The sequence below is a fragment of the Streptomyces qinglanensis genome (genome assembly GCF_900111245.1).
GTDB lineage: Bacteria > Actinomycetota > Actinomycetes > Streptomycetales > Streptomycetaceae > Streptomyces > Streptomyces qinglanensis.
In genome coordinates, this window is record NZ_FOGO01000002.1 from 386,406 (window position 1) to 401,083 (window position 14,678).

Consider the following 14,678-nt stretch of genomic DNA (forward strand, 5'->3'; position numbering starts at 1 on the left):
TTCAGGACGGGAGCGGCGCTCGGACGAGGCGCGCGCTCACTCCCTCCGGGAGCCGACAGGACCGCCGAAGATCTGGCCGCTGTCGTTGCCGCCGGGATCGCCGGTACCGCCCCCGTCGCCGCCCGGGCCGGATGTTCCGCCGCCGTTTCCGCCGCCGCCGTTGCCGCCGCCGCCGTTTCCGCCGTTGTCGTTTCCGCCGTTGTCCTGGCACCGCGGGTCGAGCGGCGGGCAGCTCGTGTCGGACGGGGAGGGGTCGCTGGACTCGGACTCCGAGGGCTCCTCGGACGGCGTCTCACTCGGCGTCTCCGAGGGGGTCGGCGGCGCCGAGGTCTCGGTCGGTGTCGGCTCGGGGCTCTCACCGGGCCCGTAGACCTTCTCCCCGATGGGCTGGGCCTTGGGGAACGGCTTGACGCTCGTGCCCTTGAGGGCGGCCTTCATGTAGGAGGTCCAGATCTGCGCCGGGAACGAAGCGCCGTGGATCTTCTCCTGGCCACCGGTGCCGAACATCTCCAGGAACTTGCGGTCCTTGGCGGAGGCGTCGTCGTTCATCCGCCACATGCCGATCGCGGTCGACAACTGCGGGGTGTATCCGGCGAACCAGGCCGACTTGTTGCCGTCCGTCGTACCCGTCTTGCCGGCCGCCGGGCGGCCCAGCGCCTTGGCGACGGTGCCGGTGCCCCGCTCGACGACGTCCGTCAGCACGTCGGTGACGTTGTTGGCCACCTGCGGGCTGAAGGACTGCTTGACCTGGTGCTCGGGCAGGGTGAGGCGCTTGCTGTCCTGGTCGACGACCTTGGTCACCGAGTACAGGTCGTGCTGCTTGCCCTCTGCGGCGAACGTGCCGTAGCCGCCGGCCATCCGGATCGCGCTCGGGGTGGAGATACCCAGCGAGAAGGAGGGGCCGTTCGACTTGTTGAGGCTGGAGGGCAGCAGTCCGGCGTCCTCGGCGTTCTTGCGTACCGTCGGGATCCCCACGTCCATGCCGAGCTGCACGTACGGCGTGTTCACCGAGTGCACCATGGCCTCACGCAGGTTGATCCGGTAGTTGTGCGACTTGTCGCCGTAGTCCTGGTTGCCGTCGTTGACCTGCCGCCAGGACTCGCCTTCCTTGTTCTTCCAGATCTCGCCGTTGTAGTTGCGGACGAGCATCTTGTTCTTGCCGCTGTAGTAGCTGGTGTCCGGGTTGGCGAGGGTGCGCTCGGCGGCGGATTGCTGCTCGCCCCCGCTGCGGTCGCGCACCCCGTCGCGCATGGCGGCGCTCAGCACGAACGGCTTGAAGGTGGAGCCGACGGGCACACCGGTCTCGTCCGCGTTGTTGGTGAAGTGCTTGACGTAGTCCTTGCCGCCGTACAGGGCCACGATTCTGCCGTCGCTCGGGTCGACCGAGGCGCCGCCGAACTGCACGTGGGTGTCCAGATCGGGTCGTTTCTTCGGGTCGATGTTCTCGTCGTAGACCTTGTTGACCGCGTCCCGGAGTGCGAACGTCTTCTTCTTCTCGAAGGTCGTGGTGATCTGGTAGCCGCCGCGGTTGAGCTGCTCGCGGGTGAGGACGTCGTTGTTGACCAGGTAGCGGTTGGCCAGGTCGATCAGGTAGCCCTTCTGCCCCCGCTTGTCCATCGCCTTCTTCGGCGGCTTGATGTTCGGCAGACCCTTGTCGATCCACTCGTCCGCCTTGGCGCGGGACATCTTGTGGACCTCGACCTCGCGGTTGAGGACGGACGCCCACTTCTTCTGCGAACGCTCCTCGTTGGCCTTCCGGTCGCCCTCGTAGGGGTCGTAGAGCGCGGAGCCGTTCAGCAGCGTCGTCAGGTACGCGCCCTCGGACGGGGTGATGTCGGCGACGTCCTTGTCGAAGTACGCCTGCGAGGCCGCCTGGACACCGAAGGCGCCGCGGCCGAAGTATGCGGTGTTGAGGTACCCCTCCAGGATCTCCGACTTCTTCATCGTGGCGCCGGCCTTGATGGAGATGAACAGCTCCGTGACCTTGCGCTTGATGGTCTGGTCCTGGGTGAGGTAGTTGTTCTTGACGAACTGCTGGGTGATCGTCGAACCGCCCTGGGTCTCACCGCCGGTCGCCATGTTGAAGCCGGCCCGTGCGATACCCATCGGGTCGACGCCGGAGTCGTCCCAGAACGAGGCGTTCTCCGAGGCGACGACCGCGTGCTGGAGCGACTTGGGCATCTGGCTCAGCGAGACGTTCTGCCGGTTCTTCTCCCCTTCGGCGCCCGCCACCGCGAGCCGGTCGCCGCCCTTCCAGTAGTAGACGTTCGTCTGCGAGCGCGCGTCCGCCTTGGCCTGGTCGGGGACCTCCACCATCCACAGGCCGATCGCGAAGGCGACGATCAGCAGCCCGACGAAGCCGAAGCAGGTGGCGGACACCAGCTTCCAGGACGGCAGCCAGCGCCGCACGCCGTGCTTCCCGGCCCGCGGGTAGTCGATGAAGCGCTTGCGCTCCGGCGTCTCGCGGCCGCGACCGGCTCCGCGCCGTCCGCCCTGGGCGTTCGCGGCGGCTGCCGAGGCGCGGCGCCGTCCGCCGCCCTGGGCGGCTCTCCTGGCCTCCGCGCGCCCGCCGTGGCCGGACCCGCCGGGTGCCGACCGGTGGCCCTGTGCTTCAGGACCCGGCTCGGAGGGCGGCTGCTGCCCGCCACCGCGGGAGGCCGACCGGCGACCGGAGGACGGTGGCGGCTGCGCCGCACGACGGCCGCGCCCCTGCGGCGGCTTTCGACGGTTTCCGCTCATTGGAACAGCTACTCCTCGGGCAGGCGGCCCGTGCGCCTGAAGGTGGCAGTTTGCTTCTGGTCCCCCCGGGTGCGCCGGGACGGGAGAACCGGACCCGGACGCACTTCACCGGAGACGAGGACGCGCACTCGCGTCGCACGGTTCCCGGTGGTCTGCACGCGGACAGACTACGCAGCTCCAAAACCATCCTTAGCCGGTATTCGCCACAAAGGACGCAAAGGTACTCCGGCGAATCGGCGATGTGAGGGCCTTCACCGACCCCCCTCTTGTCGCTCCCGTCACCGCGTTCTATCGTCGGGATGTATCGAGTCGATACATCAGAGCGAGATAAGCGCGAGATAAGCGCGGGACAAGCGGTTGTGGACGGAGGTGGGCGGACAGTGAGCAGGCGCTCCGGCGTTCTCGAGTTCGCCGTACTCGGTCTGCTGCGCGAGTCCCCGATGCACGGGTACGAGCTGCGCAAGCGGCTCAACACCTCGCTCGGCGTCTTCCGCGCCTTCAGCTACGGCTCGCTCTACCCCTGCCTCAAAGCGCTGGTGCAGCGCGGCTGGCTGGTGGAGGAGCCGAGCGAGCAGCCGGAGGAGCAGCAGTCCGCGCGGGCCCAGACAACCCCGCTGGCCGGGCGCCGGGCGAAGATCGTGTACCGGCTGACGGCCGACGGCAAGGAGCACTTCGAGGAACTGCTCTCCCAGACGGGTCCCGACACCTGGGAGGACGAGCACTTCGGCGTCCGCTTCGCGTTCTTCGGCCAGACCTCGCGCGATGTCCGCATGCGCGTGCTGGAGGGACGCCGCAGCCGACTGGAGGAGAGGCTCGCGAAGATGCGCGCCTCCCTCGCCCGTACCCGGGAGCGCCTCGACGACTACACGCTCGAACTCCAGCGCCACGGCATGGAATCCGTGGAGCGCGAGGTCCGCTGGCTCAGCGAACTCATCGAGAGCGAGCGTGCGGGGCGCCCGGCGCGGGAGACCCGTCCGGACCGTCCCGCACCGGGTCCGTCCGACAACACCGACAGATGAGGCCGTGCTCCGTCGCGAGCCTCAGCGAGAACACACAGGGAGCAACCGGAATGGGTTCGGTTCGCGTAGCCATCGCCGGCGTGGGCAACTGCGCCGCATCGCTGGTCCAGGGCGTCGAGTACTACAAGGACGCCGACCCGGACGGCAAGGTGCCGGGTCTGATGCACGTCCAGTTCGGCGACTACCACGTGCGCGACATCGAGTTCGTCGCCGCCTTCGACGTCGACGGCAAGAAGGTGGGCCTCGACCTGGCCGACGCCATCGGCGCCAGCGAGAACAACACCATCAAGATCTGCGACGTGCCGCCCACCGGCGTCTCCGTGCAGCGCGGCCACACCCACGACGGTCTGGGCAAGTACTACCGCGAGACCATCGAGGAGTCCGACGCCGCCCCCGTCGACGTCGTCCGGGCGCTGAAGGACGCGCAGGCGGACGTGCTGGTCTGCTACCTGCCCGTGGGTTCGCAGTCGGCCGTCGAGTTCTACGCGCAGTGCGCCCTGGACGCCGGGGTGGCCTTCGTCAACGCGCTCCCGGTCTTCATCGCCGGCACCAAGGAGTGGGCGGACAAGTTCACCGCCGCGGGCGTGCCGATCGTCGGTGACGACATCAAGTCGCAGGTCGGCGCCACCATCACACACCGGGTGATGGCGAAGCTGTTCGAGGACCGCGGGGTCGTCCTGGACCGCACGATGCAGCTCAACGTCGGCGGCAACATGGACTTCAAGAACATGCTGGAGCGGGAGCGGCTGGAGTCCAAGAAGATCTCCAAGACGCAGGCCGTCACCTCCCAGATCCCCGACCGCGACCTGGGCGCCGACAACGTGCACATCGGCCCCTCGGACTTCGTCGCCTGGCTGGACGACCGCAAGTGGGCCTACGTCCGGCTGGAGGGCCGTGCCTTCGGCGACGTGCCGCTGAACCTGGAGTACAAGCTCGAGGTGTGGGACTCGCCCAACTCCGCCGGTGTGATCATCGATGCGCTGCGCGCTGCGAAGATCGCCAAGGACCGCGGTATCGGCGGCCCGATCCTCTCGGCCTCCTCGTACTTCATGAAGTCGCCGCCCGTGCAGTACTTCGACGACGTGGCCCGGCAGAACGTGCAGGACTTCATCGACGGCAAGGCCGAGCGCTGACCGCCGGCCGCTGACAGCACACCGCGAGGAGGGGCCCGGGGACGTTTTCCCCGGGCCCCTCCTCGTATGCGCTTACGTGCTGTACGTGCTGTGTCCGCTGTATGCGCTCGCGCGCAGCCGGGGCGGACGGCCCGCGCGGCCGCAGCCGTGGTCCGCGGCTCGCCGTCAGAGCGCTGGTCAGCCCGTTGCCGTCAGCAACCGCGGCAGGGCCGCCGTCAGCGGTCCACCGTCCGGTCCACCGCCGTGGTGGTGTGGCGGAGGATCGCGACGAGCTCCTCGCCCACGTGCGGCTCCGGGGCGTCCGCGGGGACGAACAGGATGGAGACCTGCATGTGCGGCGGCTCGGCGAACCAGCGCTGCTTGCCCGCCCAGACGAACGGGGAGAGGTTCCGGTTGACGGTCGCCAGGCCCGCGCGGGCCACGCCCTTGGCGCGCGGTGTGATGCCGTGCAGCGCCTTGGGGGACTCCAGGCCCACCCCGTGCGAGGTGCCGCCCGCGACGACGACCAGCCAGCCGTCGCCGGACGCCTTGGCCTGCCGGTAGCCGAACCGCTCGCCCTTGGCCACCCGGCTGACGTCCAGGATCGCGCCCCGGTACTCGGTGGCGGCATGGTCGCCCAGCCACAGCCGGGTGCCGATCCGGGCGCGGAAGCGGGTCTGCGGGAACTGCTGCTGGAGGACGGCGAACTCCTCCGGCAGCAGGTGGCTGACGAACATGGTGTCCAGCGGCAGCCTCGCGGCGCGCAGCCGGTCCATCCAGCCGATGACCTCCTCCACCGCGTCCGAGCCGTCGGCCCGGTCCAGTGGCAGGTGGATGGCGAAACCTTCCAGACGGACCTCGTCGATGGCGGCGTGCAGCCGCGGCAGGTCCTGCTCGGTGACTCCGTGCCGCTTCATGCTGCTCATCACCTCGATGACGACCCGGGCCCCGCGCATGAGGCCCACGCCCTCCACCGAGGAGACCGAGCGGATGGCGCGGTCGGGCAGCGGCACCGGTTCCTCGTCCTTGCGGAACGGGGTGAGCACCAGCAGATCGCCGCCGAACAGGTCCTTCGTACGGGCCGCCTCGTAGGTGGTGCCGACGGCCAGGATGTCGGCACCGAACGCGGTGGCCTCGTCGGCCAGGCGCTCGTGGCCGAAGCCGTAGCCGTTGCCCTTGCAGACCGGCACGATGCCCGGGAACTGCTGGATCACGGTCTGCTGGTGCGCCCGCCAGCGATCGTTGTCGACGTAGAGGGAGAGCGCCATGGCCGGTACGGAACCTTTCTGGTGGGGTCGTCTGGTGGGGTCGTGCTGTCAGACGGAGACAGGCGGACAGGAGACAGGCGGACAGCGGGACGGGCGCGGGGAGCGCGTCAGCGGCGCGACATGTACATGTCGAGCGCCTTGTGCAGCAGCTTGTTGAGCGGAAAGTCCCACTCGCCGAGGTACTCGGCCGCCTGCCCACCGGTACCGACCTTGAACTGGATCAGGCCGAACAGGTGGTCGTTCTCGTCCAGCGAATCGCTGATTCCGCGCAGGTCGTAGACGCTCGCACCCAGTGCGTAGGCGTCCTGCAGCATCCGCCACTGCATCGCGTTGGAGGGCCGCACCTCGCGCTTGTGGTTGGCGGAGGCGCCGTAGGAGTACCAGACGTGGCCGCCGACGACCAGCATGGTGGCGGCCGAGATGCGCTCGCCCTCGTGCTCCGCGAAGTAGAGCCGCATCCGCTGCGGGTCCTCGGCGTTCAGCACGTTCCACATGCGCTGGAAGTACGCCTTGGGCCGGGGCCGGAACCGGTCGCGCTCGGCGGTGATCTCGTACAGCCGCTGCCACTCGTCCAGGTCGTACGGGTTGGCCATGTCGCCCTGGACCACCTGCACCCCGGCCTTGTCGGCCTTCTTGATGTTGCGGCGCCAGAGCTGGTTGAAGCTCTTGTGCACGTCCTCCAGCGAGCGCCCCTCCAGCGGGACCTGGAAGACGTAGCGCGGCTGCACGTCGCCGAAGCCCGCGCCGCCGTCCTCGCCCTGCTGCCAGCCCATCCTGCGCAGCTTGTCGGCCACCTCGAAGGCGCGCGGCTCGATGTGCGTGGCCTCGATGTCCCGCAGCCGCTTGACGTCCTGGTCCTGGATGCCCTTCTTGATGGCCGCCGCGTCCCAGCGCCGGATCACCACGGGCGGGCCCATCTTCACGGAGAAGGCGCCGTGCTGCTTGAGGTGGTCGAGCATCGGGCGCAGCCACTCGTCCAGATTGGGCGCGTACCAGTTGATCACCGGGCCCTCGGGCAGATACGCGAGGTAGCGCTTGACCTTCGGAAGCTGCCGGTAGAGCACCAGACCGGCCCCCACCATCTCGCCCGTACGCTCGTCGAACCAGCCCAGGCTCTCCGAACGCCACTCGTTCTTGACGTCCGCCCACGCGGGCACCTGACAGTGGCTTGCCGACGGCAGGCTCTGGATATACGCCAGATGCTGCTCTCGGCTGACGGTCCTCAGGGTCAGGCTCATGGCGGGACGCTCCTCCGGCGAACTGACGATGCTCGCCGGGAAGCCTACTGTGCCCCGCAACGCCCTGTTCGGCCCAGGGCCGGGCCGGAGAGGCGGTTTCCCGCCCCTGCCGGCTCCCGCGCGGGCCGCTCCCCGGCTCCCGCGCGGTGCGCCCTCCGGCTCCCGCGCGGGCCGCCCTCCGGCTCCCGCGCGGTGCGCCCGCCTACGGCACCGGCTACGGCACCAGGCCGCCGTGCGCCACGCCCAGGTAGAACCCGACCGCCGCGGCGCCGAGCCCGATGATCGTCACGAACCGCTCACCTGTCGTCGCGGAGATGAACTGGCCCCAGGCCCCGGTGAGGATCCCGATCAGTCCCGCCCACGAGCCGATCATGTGCAGCCCCGGCCACCACGCGGTGATCACGGCCACCAGGCCCAGCAGAAGCGTCACGCTCGCGAAGGAGTTCTCCACGGGATGCCGCTTGCCGTCGGAGTTCAGATAGGAGAAAGGATGGTTCCAGCGCACTGCCTGTGCCATGTGGCACCTCCCGACGCAGCTCCGGACAGTGTGACGCGGCTCCGGGCGGGGACGCGGCTCCCGGGGGGAAGCGCGGCGCCGACTGTAACGCCGCTCACAGCTGAGGTGTCCAGATTGCTCCGGGTTACCCCTGGATTTCAACCGGAAGGCCGTGGCCGGGTAGGCTGGCTCGTCTGCACCCCGCGGGTGCGGAAACGACTCCCGCGGGTGCGGAAACGCATCACGACCCTCCTGCCACGGAACGACCGTGGCCGCTGAGTCCAGAGGAGGTGGGTTCCACATGCGTCACTACGAGGTGATGGTCATCCTCGACCCCGATCTGGAGGAGCGCGCTGTCTCCCCCCTGATCGAGAGCTTCCTTTCCGTCGTCCGCGAGGGCAACGGCAAGGTCGAGAAGGTCGACACCTGGGGCCGTCGTCGTCTCTCCTACGAGATCAACAAGAAGCCCGAGGGCATCTACTCGGTCATCGACATGCAGGCCGAGCCCGCTGTGGTCAAGGAGCTCGACCGGCAGATGAACCTGAACGAGTCCGTCCTGCGGACCAAGGTCCTGCGCCCGTCGACCCACTGAGGCCGACTCCCGAGTAGCACCGAGCACCACAGCTCCACCGAGCACCACCAGGCACCACAGCAGCCAGCAGCACGCCGAGAGGTTCACCCATGGCAGGCGAGACCGTCATCACGGTCGTCGGCAATCTCGTCGACGACCCCGAGCTGCGCTTCACCCCCTCCGGTGCGGCGGTCGCGAAGTTCCGTGTCGCGTCCACTCCCCGCACCTTCGACCGGCAGACCAACGAGTGGAAGGACGGCGAGAGCCTGTTCCTGACCTGCTCGGTCTGGCGGCAGGCGGCGGAGAACGTCGCCGAGTCCCTCACCAAGGGCACCCGCGTCATCGTGCAGGGCCGCCTCAAGCAGCGCTCGTACGAGGACCGTGAGGGGATCAAGCGCACGGTCTACGAGCTGGACGTCGACGAGGTCGGCGCCAGCCTCCGCAACGCCACGGCCAAGGTCACCAAGACCACCGGCCGCGGTGGCCAGGGCGGCGGCTTCGGCGGTGGCGGCGGCCAGGGCGGCGGCGGCAACTGGGGCGGCGGCCCCGGTGGCCAAGGCGGCCAGGGCGGCGGTCCCGCGAACGACCCGTGGGCCACCGGCCCGGCCGGAGGCGGCCAGGGCGGCGGCCAGGGCGGCGGCGGCAACTGGGGCGGTGCCCCCGGCGGCAACGGTGGCGGCTACTCGGACGAGCCACCCTTCTGAGCGAAACTCATAGGAGTAGAGACATGGCGAAGCCGCCTGCTCGCAAGCCGAAGAAGAAGGTTTGCGTGTTCTGCAAGGAGAAGATCTCCTACGTCGACTACAAGGACACGAACCTGCTGCGGAAGTTCATCTCCGACCGCGGCAAGATCCGTGCCCGCCGGGTCACCGGCAACTGCACCCAGCACCAGCGCGACGTCGCCACGGCCGTCAAGAACAGCCGTGAGATGGCGCTGCTGCCCTACACCTCGACCGCGCGATAAGGGAAGGGTGACCACACCATGAAGATCATCCTGACCAACGAGGTCTCCGGCCTCGGTGCCGCAGGCGACGTCGTCGAGGTGAAGGACGGCTACGCCCGCAACTACCTGGTCCCGCGCGGTTTCGCGATCCGCTGGACCAAGGGCGGCGAGAAGGACGTCGAGCAGATCCGCCGCGCCCGCAAGATCCGCGAGATCGCGACGATCGAGCAGGCCGACGAGATCAAGGCCCAGCTCGAGAACCTGCGCGTGGGCCTCACGGTGCGCGCCGGGGAGCAGGGCCGGCTGTTCGGCTCCGTCACCCAGGCGGACATCGCCGACGCCATCAAGGCGTCCGGTGGCCCCGACGTGGACAAGCGCCGCATCGAGGTGGGCTCGCCCATCAAGTCGCTGGGCGCCCACCAGGTCGCCGTGCGGCTGCACGCCGACGTGACCGCCACGGTCGGCGTCGACGTCGCAGCGGCCTGACGCCGCGCGCGACGCAGCTCGGCCGGGTCGGCCGCGGTCGGCCTGAGTCGGCCGAGGCCGGTTGACACCGACAGCAGGGCGCACTCCCTTCCGGGGGTGCGCCCTGCTGCGTGTCGTACCGGGGCCGTCGTACCGGGGGCCTGCCCGGCGCAGTGGCGCCCCGCCCGGCACCTCCGTCAGGCGCGGACCGCGCCGGTGACGGCCCAGCGTCCTGAGCGGGCCCGCAGGGCCAGGGTGACCAGCCGGGTGGCCATCATCAGCCCGGCGACGGTCCACCACAGCGAGGTGAGCCCGCCGCCGAGCGCCGGTACCGCCAGCGCGACCGGCGCGAAGACCGCCAGGGTGACCAGCATGGCGCCCGCCAGATAGGGGCCGTCCCCGGCGCCCATGAGGACTCCGTCGAGCACGAACACCACGCCCGCGATCGGCTGGGTGACGGCCACCACCAGCAGCACCGGGGTGAGCTGGTCGATCACGCCCTGGTCCGTCGTGAAGAGCGGCATGAACAGCGGCCGCACCAGTGCGACCAGCGCCCCCAGCACCACCCCGGAGACCACGCCCCACAGCACCATCCGCCGACAGGCCGCCGTGGCGCCCTCGACGTCCGAGGCCCCGAGGTAGCGCCCGATGATGGCCTGGCCGGCGATGGCGATGGCGTCCAGCGCGAAGGCGAGCAGCGACCAGAGGGTGAGGGTGATCTGGTGGGCCGCGATGTCCGCGTCGCCCATGCGCGCCGCCACCACCGTGGCGATCAGCAGAACGGCGCGCAGCGAGAGCGTCCGGATCAGCAGCGGGGCTCCGGCCCGCCCGCTGGCCCGGATCCCGGCGAGGTCGGGGCGCAGCGAGGCGCGGTGCCGCAGCGCGGCCCGCACCACCACGGTCAGATAGACCGCGGCCATCCCCCACTGCGCGAGCACCGTTCCCCAGGCGGAGCCGGCGATGCCGAGTCCGGCGCCGTAGACGAGCAGCGCGTTGAGCGCCGCGTTCGCGCTGAACCCGCCGACGGCCACGTACAGCGGGGTCCGGGTGTCCTGGAGGCCCCGCAGTACTCCGGTCGCGGCGAGGACGACGAGCATGGCCGGGATGCCGAGTGCGCTGATGCGCAGGTAGGTGGTGCCGGGCGGGGCCGCGGTCGGTGAGGCGCCGAACGCGTCGACGAGCCAGGGGGCGGTCGGCAGCACGGCCGCCACCACGAGGCCGCCCAGCAGGAGCGCGAGCCAGATGCCGTCGAGGCCCTGGCGGAGTGCGGCGGGCAGATCGTCGGCGCCCAGCCGGCGGGCGACGGCGGCGGTGGTGGCGTAGGCGAGGAAGACGAAGATGTTCACGCCCGTCTGCAGCAGTGCCGCGGCGACGCCGAGCCCGGCGAGCTGGGGGGTGCCGAGGTGGCCGACGATGGCGCTGTCGGCCATGACGAAGAGGGGCTCCGCGACGAGTGCGCCGAAGGCGGGGAGGGCGAGCGCGATGATTTCACGGTCGTGGCGTCGCACGGCGGCGCGCGTGGTCGGGGAAGCGGGGCTCATAGGTTCGATCCAAACATCCACAGGTAATGAGCACAATGGGCCGGTGACGCTTACTTTACGGTGTACGCGACAGGCGCGAACACCCTCGGTGATCCTCCCGGGAGTGCCGACGGAAAGTTTTTTCGCCGCACAGGGCGTGGATGATGAAAGCGCAGGTCAGGGTAGCTGTCGCGGCGAGGTGTGGAAGTAATCCACAGCACTGTCCCCCGACTCGTGCACAGCTTTCGGCGGCTTCTCCACAGGTTGGCTCCGGCTGTCCACACCACCCTGTGGATAAGGTGATTGGCTGAACCGTGCGGGCCGCCTACGGTGTACCAGCGCCCGTGCAGCCCGTTTCAGCGTTTCCCCTTTCTTCACCGTCGCAGCGACGCGCCGTAACCCGGGCCGGGCGGCCCGATTGCCAGCGTTTGTCAGTGCTGTGCCGTAAGACTGTGCCCTACGACGGGACCTGTGGGAGGAGGCGAAGCGGGGTGACCCAGCAGCCCGAGCACGTGGAGGACCCCTGGGCCGCCGACCTCGCCACCGAGGAGGGCTTCGCCCTGACGGCGCAGCCGCCGCAGGGCCGCCGGCGCAACGGCAGCAACGGCGGGAGCAACGGCGGACCGGGCGGCGGTCCCCGCTCCGGGTCCGGCGCGGAGCGCTCCGGAGCCGGTCTGCCCGAACAGCACGAGCGCGGAGCAGAGGGCCCGGCAGGCGGGTTCGAGCGGGTGCCCCCGCAGGATCTGGAGGCGGAGAAGTCCGTTCTGGGCGGCATGCTGCTGTCCAAGGACGCCATCGCCGACGTGGTCGAGGTCCTCAAGGGCGTCGACTTCTACCGTCCCGCGCACGAGACGGTCTACCAGGCGATCCTCGACCTCTACGCCAAGGGCGAGCCCGCCGACCCCATCACCGTCACCGCCGAGCTCACCCGGCGTGGGGAGATCGCCCGCGTCGGCGGCCCCGGCTACGTCCAGTCGCTGGTCCAAGCCGTCCCCACCGCGGCCAACGCCGAGTACTACGCGGAGATCGTCCACGAGCGCGCCATCCTGCGCCGCCTGGTCGAGGCGGGCACCCGCATCACCCAGATGGGCTATGCGGCGGACGGCGACGTCGACGACATCGTCAACGGTGCCCAGGCCGAGATCTACGCCGTCACCGAGCAGCGCACCTCCGAGGACTACCTCCCGCTCGGCGACATCATGGAGGGTGCCCTCGACGAGATCGAGGCCATCGGCTCCCGCAGCGGCCAGATGACCGGTGTCCCCACCGGCTTCACCGACCTCGACTCGCTCACCAACGGCCTGCATCCCGGCCAGATGATCGTCATCGCCGCCCGTCCCGCCATGGGCAAGGCCCTCGCGCTGGACACCCCCCTCGCCACCCCCTCCGGGTGGACGACGATGGGCGAGGTGAAGGTCGGGGAGCGGCTGCTGGACGCGCACGGCCGCGCCACCCGCGTCACCGCCGCCACCGAGGTCATGGCGGACCGGCCCTGCTACGAGGTCCGGTTCGACGACGGCACCGTGCTCGTCGCCGACGCCGAACACCAATGGCTCACGGACACCCGCGCCTCCCGCCGGGCCGCGCGGGAGGCGGCACGCCGCGGCGACGGCCGCCCCGCGCAGGAACTCCCGGCGGTGCGCACCACCCGGCAGCTCGCCGAGACCCTGCACTCCGCGTCCGGCCACCGTCCCGACCACCGCCCCGACCACTCAGTGCGGAACACGGCCCCGCTGGACCTGCCGGAGCGCCAACTGCCGCTCGCGCCGTACACGCTGGGCGCCTGGCTCGGCAGCTCCCCCGACGTCGACGGGGCCGCCGCGGCCGACGGTGCCCCCGAGGTCGACGGGCCCGCCGACGTCGCCGGGGCCGCCGACACGCTCCTGGTCACCACCGACGAACCCGAGGTGCTGCTCCACATCGGCGCCGACGGATACGCCACCTCCCGCGTGGGCCACTCGGCGAGCCACGCGCTCCACCTGCCCGGCGCTCCCGTGCCGTCCGGAAGCGTCCGGACTCTTCTCCGCACCATGGGGATGTCGGAGAACACGCGCATCCCGCGGAGCTGTCTGCGCGCCTCCGTGGCCCAGCGCCGGGCGCTCCTGGCCGGGCTGCTGGACACCCACGGCACGGTCGGGGAGGCGGGCGCCGTCAGCTTCGCCGTCACCCGGCAGCAGTTCGCCGAGGACTTCCGCGAACTGCTGCTCGGCCTCGGCTACCGCTGCGCCTGGACCACCCGCCGCGTGCGGGGCGGGCACGAGGGCCACGGGGCCGGTGAGAGCAACGCTGTCCGCGGCGACCACGGCGACCACGGCGACCACGGCGACCACGGTGTCCGCGAGGACCACGAGGACCACGAGGACCGCGAGGGATCCCCGACGGACCCGGTGCTCCACGAGATCACCTTCACCACCCCCGACGAGGTCTTCCGGCTGGAGCGGAAGCGGCTGCTCCACAAGGAGCGCAGGCCCGCGCACGCCCCCCGTGCGGATGCCCGGTTCATCACCGAGGTGCGCCCGGTCCCCAGCGTCCCGGTGCGCTGTGTGCAGGTGGACAACGCCGACAGCCTCTATCTGGCCGGCCGGTCGATGGTTCCCACGCACAACTCCACGCTGGCCCTGGACTTCGCCCGCGCCTGCTCCATCAAGCACACCATGCCCAGCGTGATCTTCTCCCTGGAGATGGGCCGCAACGAGATCGCCATGCGCCTGCTGTCCGCCGAGGCCCGGGTGGCGCTGCACCACATGCGCTCGGGTTCCATGACGGACGAGGACTGGACGCGGCTGGCCCGCCAGATGCCGCAGGTCACCGACGCGCCCCTGTACATCGACGACTCGCCGAACCTGTCGATGATGGAGATCCGCGCCAAGTGCCGCCGCCTCAAGCAGCGCAACGACCTCCAACTCATCGTCATCGACTACCTCCAGCTCATGCAGACGGGCGGCTCCCGCCGCCCCGAGAGCCGCCAGCAGGAGGTCTCGGAGATGTCCCGTAACCTCAAGCTGCTGGCCAAGGAGCTGGAAGTCCCGGTCATCGCCCTCTCCCAGCTCAACCGCGGCCCCGAGCAGCGGACCGACAAGAAGCCGATGGTCTCCGACCTGCGTGAGTCCGGCTCCATCGAGCAGGACGCGGACATGGTGATCCTGCTGCACCGCGAGGACGCCTACGAGAAGGAATCCCCGCGCGCGGGCGAGGCCGACCTGATCGTCGCCAAGCACCGCAACGGCCCCACCGCCACCATCACGGTCGCCTTCCAGGGCCACTATTCCCGCTTCGTCGACATGGCCCAGACCTGACGTCCGGTGTA

The 14,678-nt window shown here is 70.2% G+C and carries 12 protein-coding genes; 7 read left to right on the plus strand and 5 right to left on the minus strand.

The features are described 5' to 3' along the window. Positions 1-36 precede the first annotated feature (36 nt). Positions 37-2,739 (minus strand): transglycosylase domain-containing protein, encoded by a 2,703-nt coding sequence (locus tag BMX65_RS05990; protein WP_074999074.1) that lies wholly within the window; start codon positions 2,737-2,739, stop codon positions 37-39. Between the two features lie 380 nt (positions 2,740-3,119). Between BMX65_RS05990 and BMX65_RS05995 the strand changes: the two genes are divergently transcribed. Beyond that, positions 3,120-3,758, plus strand: coding sequence for a PadR family transcriptional regulator (locus BMX65_RS05995; protein WP_074999075.1), 639 nt, complete (start codon positions 3,120-3,122; stop codon positions 3,756-3,758). Between the two features lie 50 nt (positions 3,759-3,808). Further along, positions 3,809-4,891: an inositol-3-phosphate synthase gene (locus BMX65_RS06000; protein ID WP_074999076.1), complete on the plus strand. Its 1,083-nt coding sequence runs from the start codon at positions 3,809-3,811 to the stop codon at positions 4,889-4,891. 215 nt (positions 4,892-5,106) lie between these two features. Here the strand turns inward: BMX65_RS06000 and BMX65_RS06005 are convergent, their stop codons facing one another. The 3 genes from BMX65_RS06005 to BMX65_RS06015 form a co-directional block, all read right to left on the minus strand. Continuing rightward, on the minus strand, positions 5,107-6,138 hold the full coding sequence (locus tag BMX65_RS06005; RefSeq protein ID WP_019356731.1) for an alanine racemase: 1,032 nt from the start codon (positions 6,136-6,138) through the stop codon (positions 5,107-5,109). 107 nt (positions 6,139-6,245) lie between these two features. Next, positions 6,246-7,376, minus strand: a complete 1,131-nt coding sequence (locus BMX65_RS06010; protein WP_019356730.1) for a lipid II:glycine glycyltransferase FemX — start codon at positions 7,374-7,376, stop codon at positions 6,246-6,248. A gap of 214 nt (positions 7,377-7,590) precedes the next feature. Continuing rightward, complete coding sequence (locus BMX65_RS06015; RefSeq protein WP_019356729.1) at positions 7,591-7,893, minus strand: hypothetical protein; 303 nt, start codon at positions 7,891-7,893, stop codon at positions 7,591-7,593. A 280-nt stretch (positions 7,894-8,173) separates the two neighbouring features. On the opposite strand from BMX65_RS06015, the gene rpsF reads away from it, so the two are divergent. From rpsF to rplI, 4 genes are all read left to right on the plus strand, one after another. Further along, positions 8,174-8,464 (plus strand): 30S ribosomal protein S6, encoded by a 291-nt coding sequence (rpsF, locus tag BMX65_RS06020; RefSeq protein ID WP_019356728.1) that lies wholly within the window; start codon positions 8,174-8,176, stop codon positions 8,462-8,464. 89 nt (positions 8,465-8,553) lie between these two features. After that, positions 8,554-9,147 carry a single-stranded DNA-binding protein gene (locus BMX65_RS06025; protein WP_074999077.1) on the plus strand — a complete coding sequence of 198 codons (594 nt, stop codon included), beginning with the start codon at positions 8,554-8,556 and terminating at the stop codon, positions 9,145-9,147. Positions 9,148-9,170: 23 nt separating this feature from the next. Continuing rightward, a complete protein-coding gene (gene rpsR, locus BMX65_RS06030; protein WP_003978893.1) occupies positions 9,171-9,407 on the plus strand; it encodes a 30S ribosomal protein S18 in 237 nt (78 codons plus the stop codon). 18 nt (positions 9,408-9,425) lie between these two features. After that, positions 9,426-9,872, plus strand: a complete 447-nt coding sequence (gene rplI / locus BMX65_RS06035) for a 50S ribosomal protein L9 (protein ID WP_074999078.1) — start codon at positions 9,426-9,428, stop codon at positions 9,870-9,872. A gap of 176 nt (positions 9,873-10,048) precedes the next feature. Here rplI and BMX65_RS06040 read toward each other — a convergent pair whose 3' ends face one another. Next, complete coding sequence (locus BMX65_RS06040; protein WP_074999079.1) at positions 10,049-11,392, minus strand: MATE family efflux transporter; 1,344 nt, start codon at positions 11,390-11,392, stop codon at positions 10,049-10,051. A 470-nt stretch (positions 11,393-11,862) separates the two neighbouring features. On the opposite strand from BMX65_RS06040, the gene dnaB reads away from it, so the two are divergent. Beyond that, positions 11,863-14,667, plus strand: a complete 2,805-nt coding sequence (gene dnaB, locus BMX65_RS06045; RefSeq protein WP_079171714.1) for a replicative DNA helicase — start codon at positions 11,863-11,865, stop codon at positions 14,665-14,667. The last annotated feature ends 11 nt before the right edge of the window (positions 14,668-14,678 follow it).

Coding starts and splice junctions, on each gene's coding strand:
- BMX65_RS05990 (WP_074999074.1), bottom strand. CDS start 2,739: ATGAGCGGAAACCGTCGAAAGCCGCCGCAGGGGCGCGGCCGTCGTGCG.
- BMX65_RS06000 (WP_074999076.1), top strand. CDS start 3,809: ATGGGTTCGGTTCGCGTAGCCATCGCCGGCGTGGGCAACTGCGCCGCA.
- BMX65_RS06005 (WP_019356731.1), bottom strand. CDS start 6,138: ATGGCGCTCTCCCTCTACGTCGACAACGATCGCTGGCGGGCGCACCAG.
- BMX65_RS06010 (WP_019356730.1), bottom strand. CDS start 7,376: ATGAGCCTGACCCTGAGGACCGTCAGCCGAGAGCAGCATCTGGCGTAT.
- BMX65_RS06015 (WP_019356729.1), bottom strand. CDS start 7,893: ATGGCACAGGCAGTGCGCTGGAACCATCCTTTCTCCTATCTGAACTCC.
- rpsF (WP_019356728.1), top strand. CDS start 8,174: ATGCGTCACTACGAGGTGATGGTCATCCTCGACCCCGATCTGGAGGAG.
- BMX65_RS06025 (WP_074999077.1), top strand. CDS start 8,554: ATGGCAGGCGAGACCGTCATCACGGTCGTCGGCAATCTCGTCGACGAC.
- rpsR (WP_003978893.1), top strand. CDS start 9,171: ATGGCGAAGCCGCCTGCTCGCAAGCCGAAGAAGAAGGTTTGCGTGTTC.
- rplI (WP_074999078.1), top strand. CDS start 9,426: ATGAAGATCATCCTGACCAACGAGGTCTCCGGCCTCGGTGCCGCAGGC.
- BMX65_RS06040 (WP_074999079.1), bottom strand. CDS start 11,392: ATGAGCCCCGCTTCCCCGACCACGCGCGCCGCCGTGCGACGCCACGAC.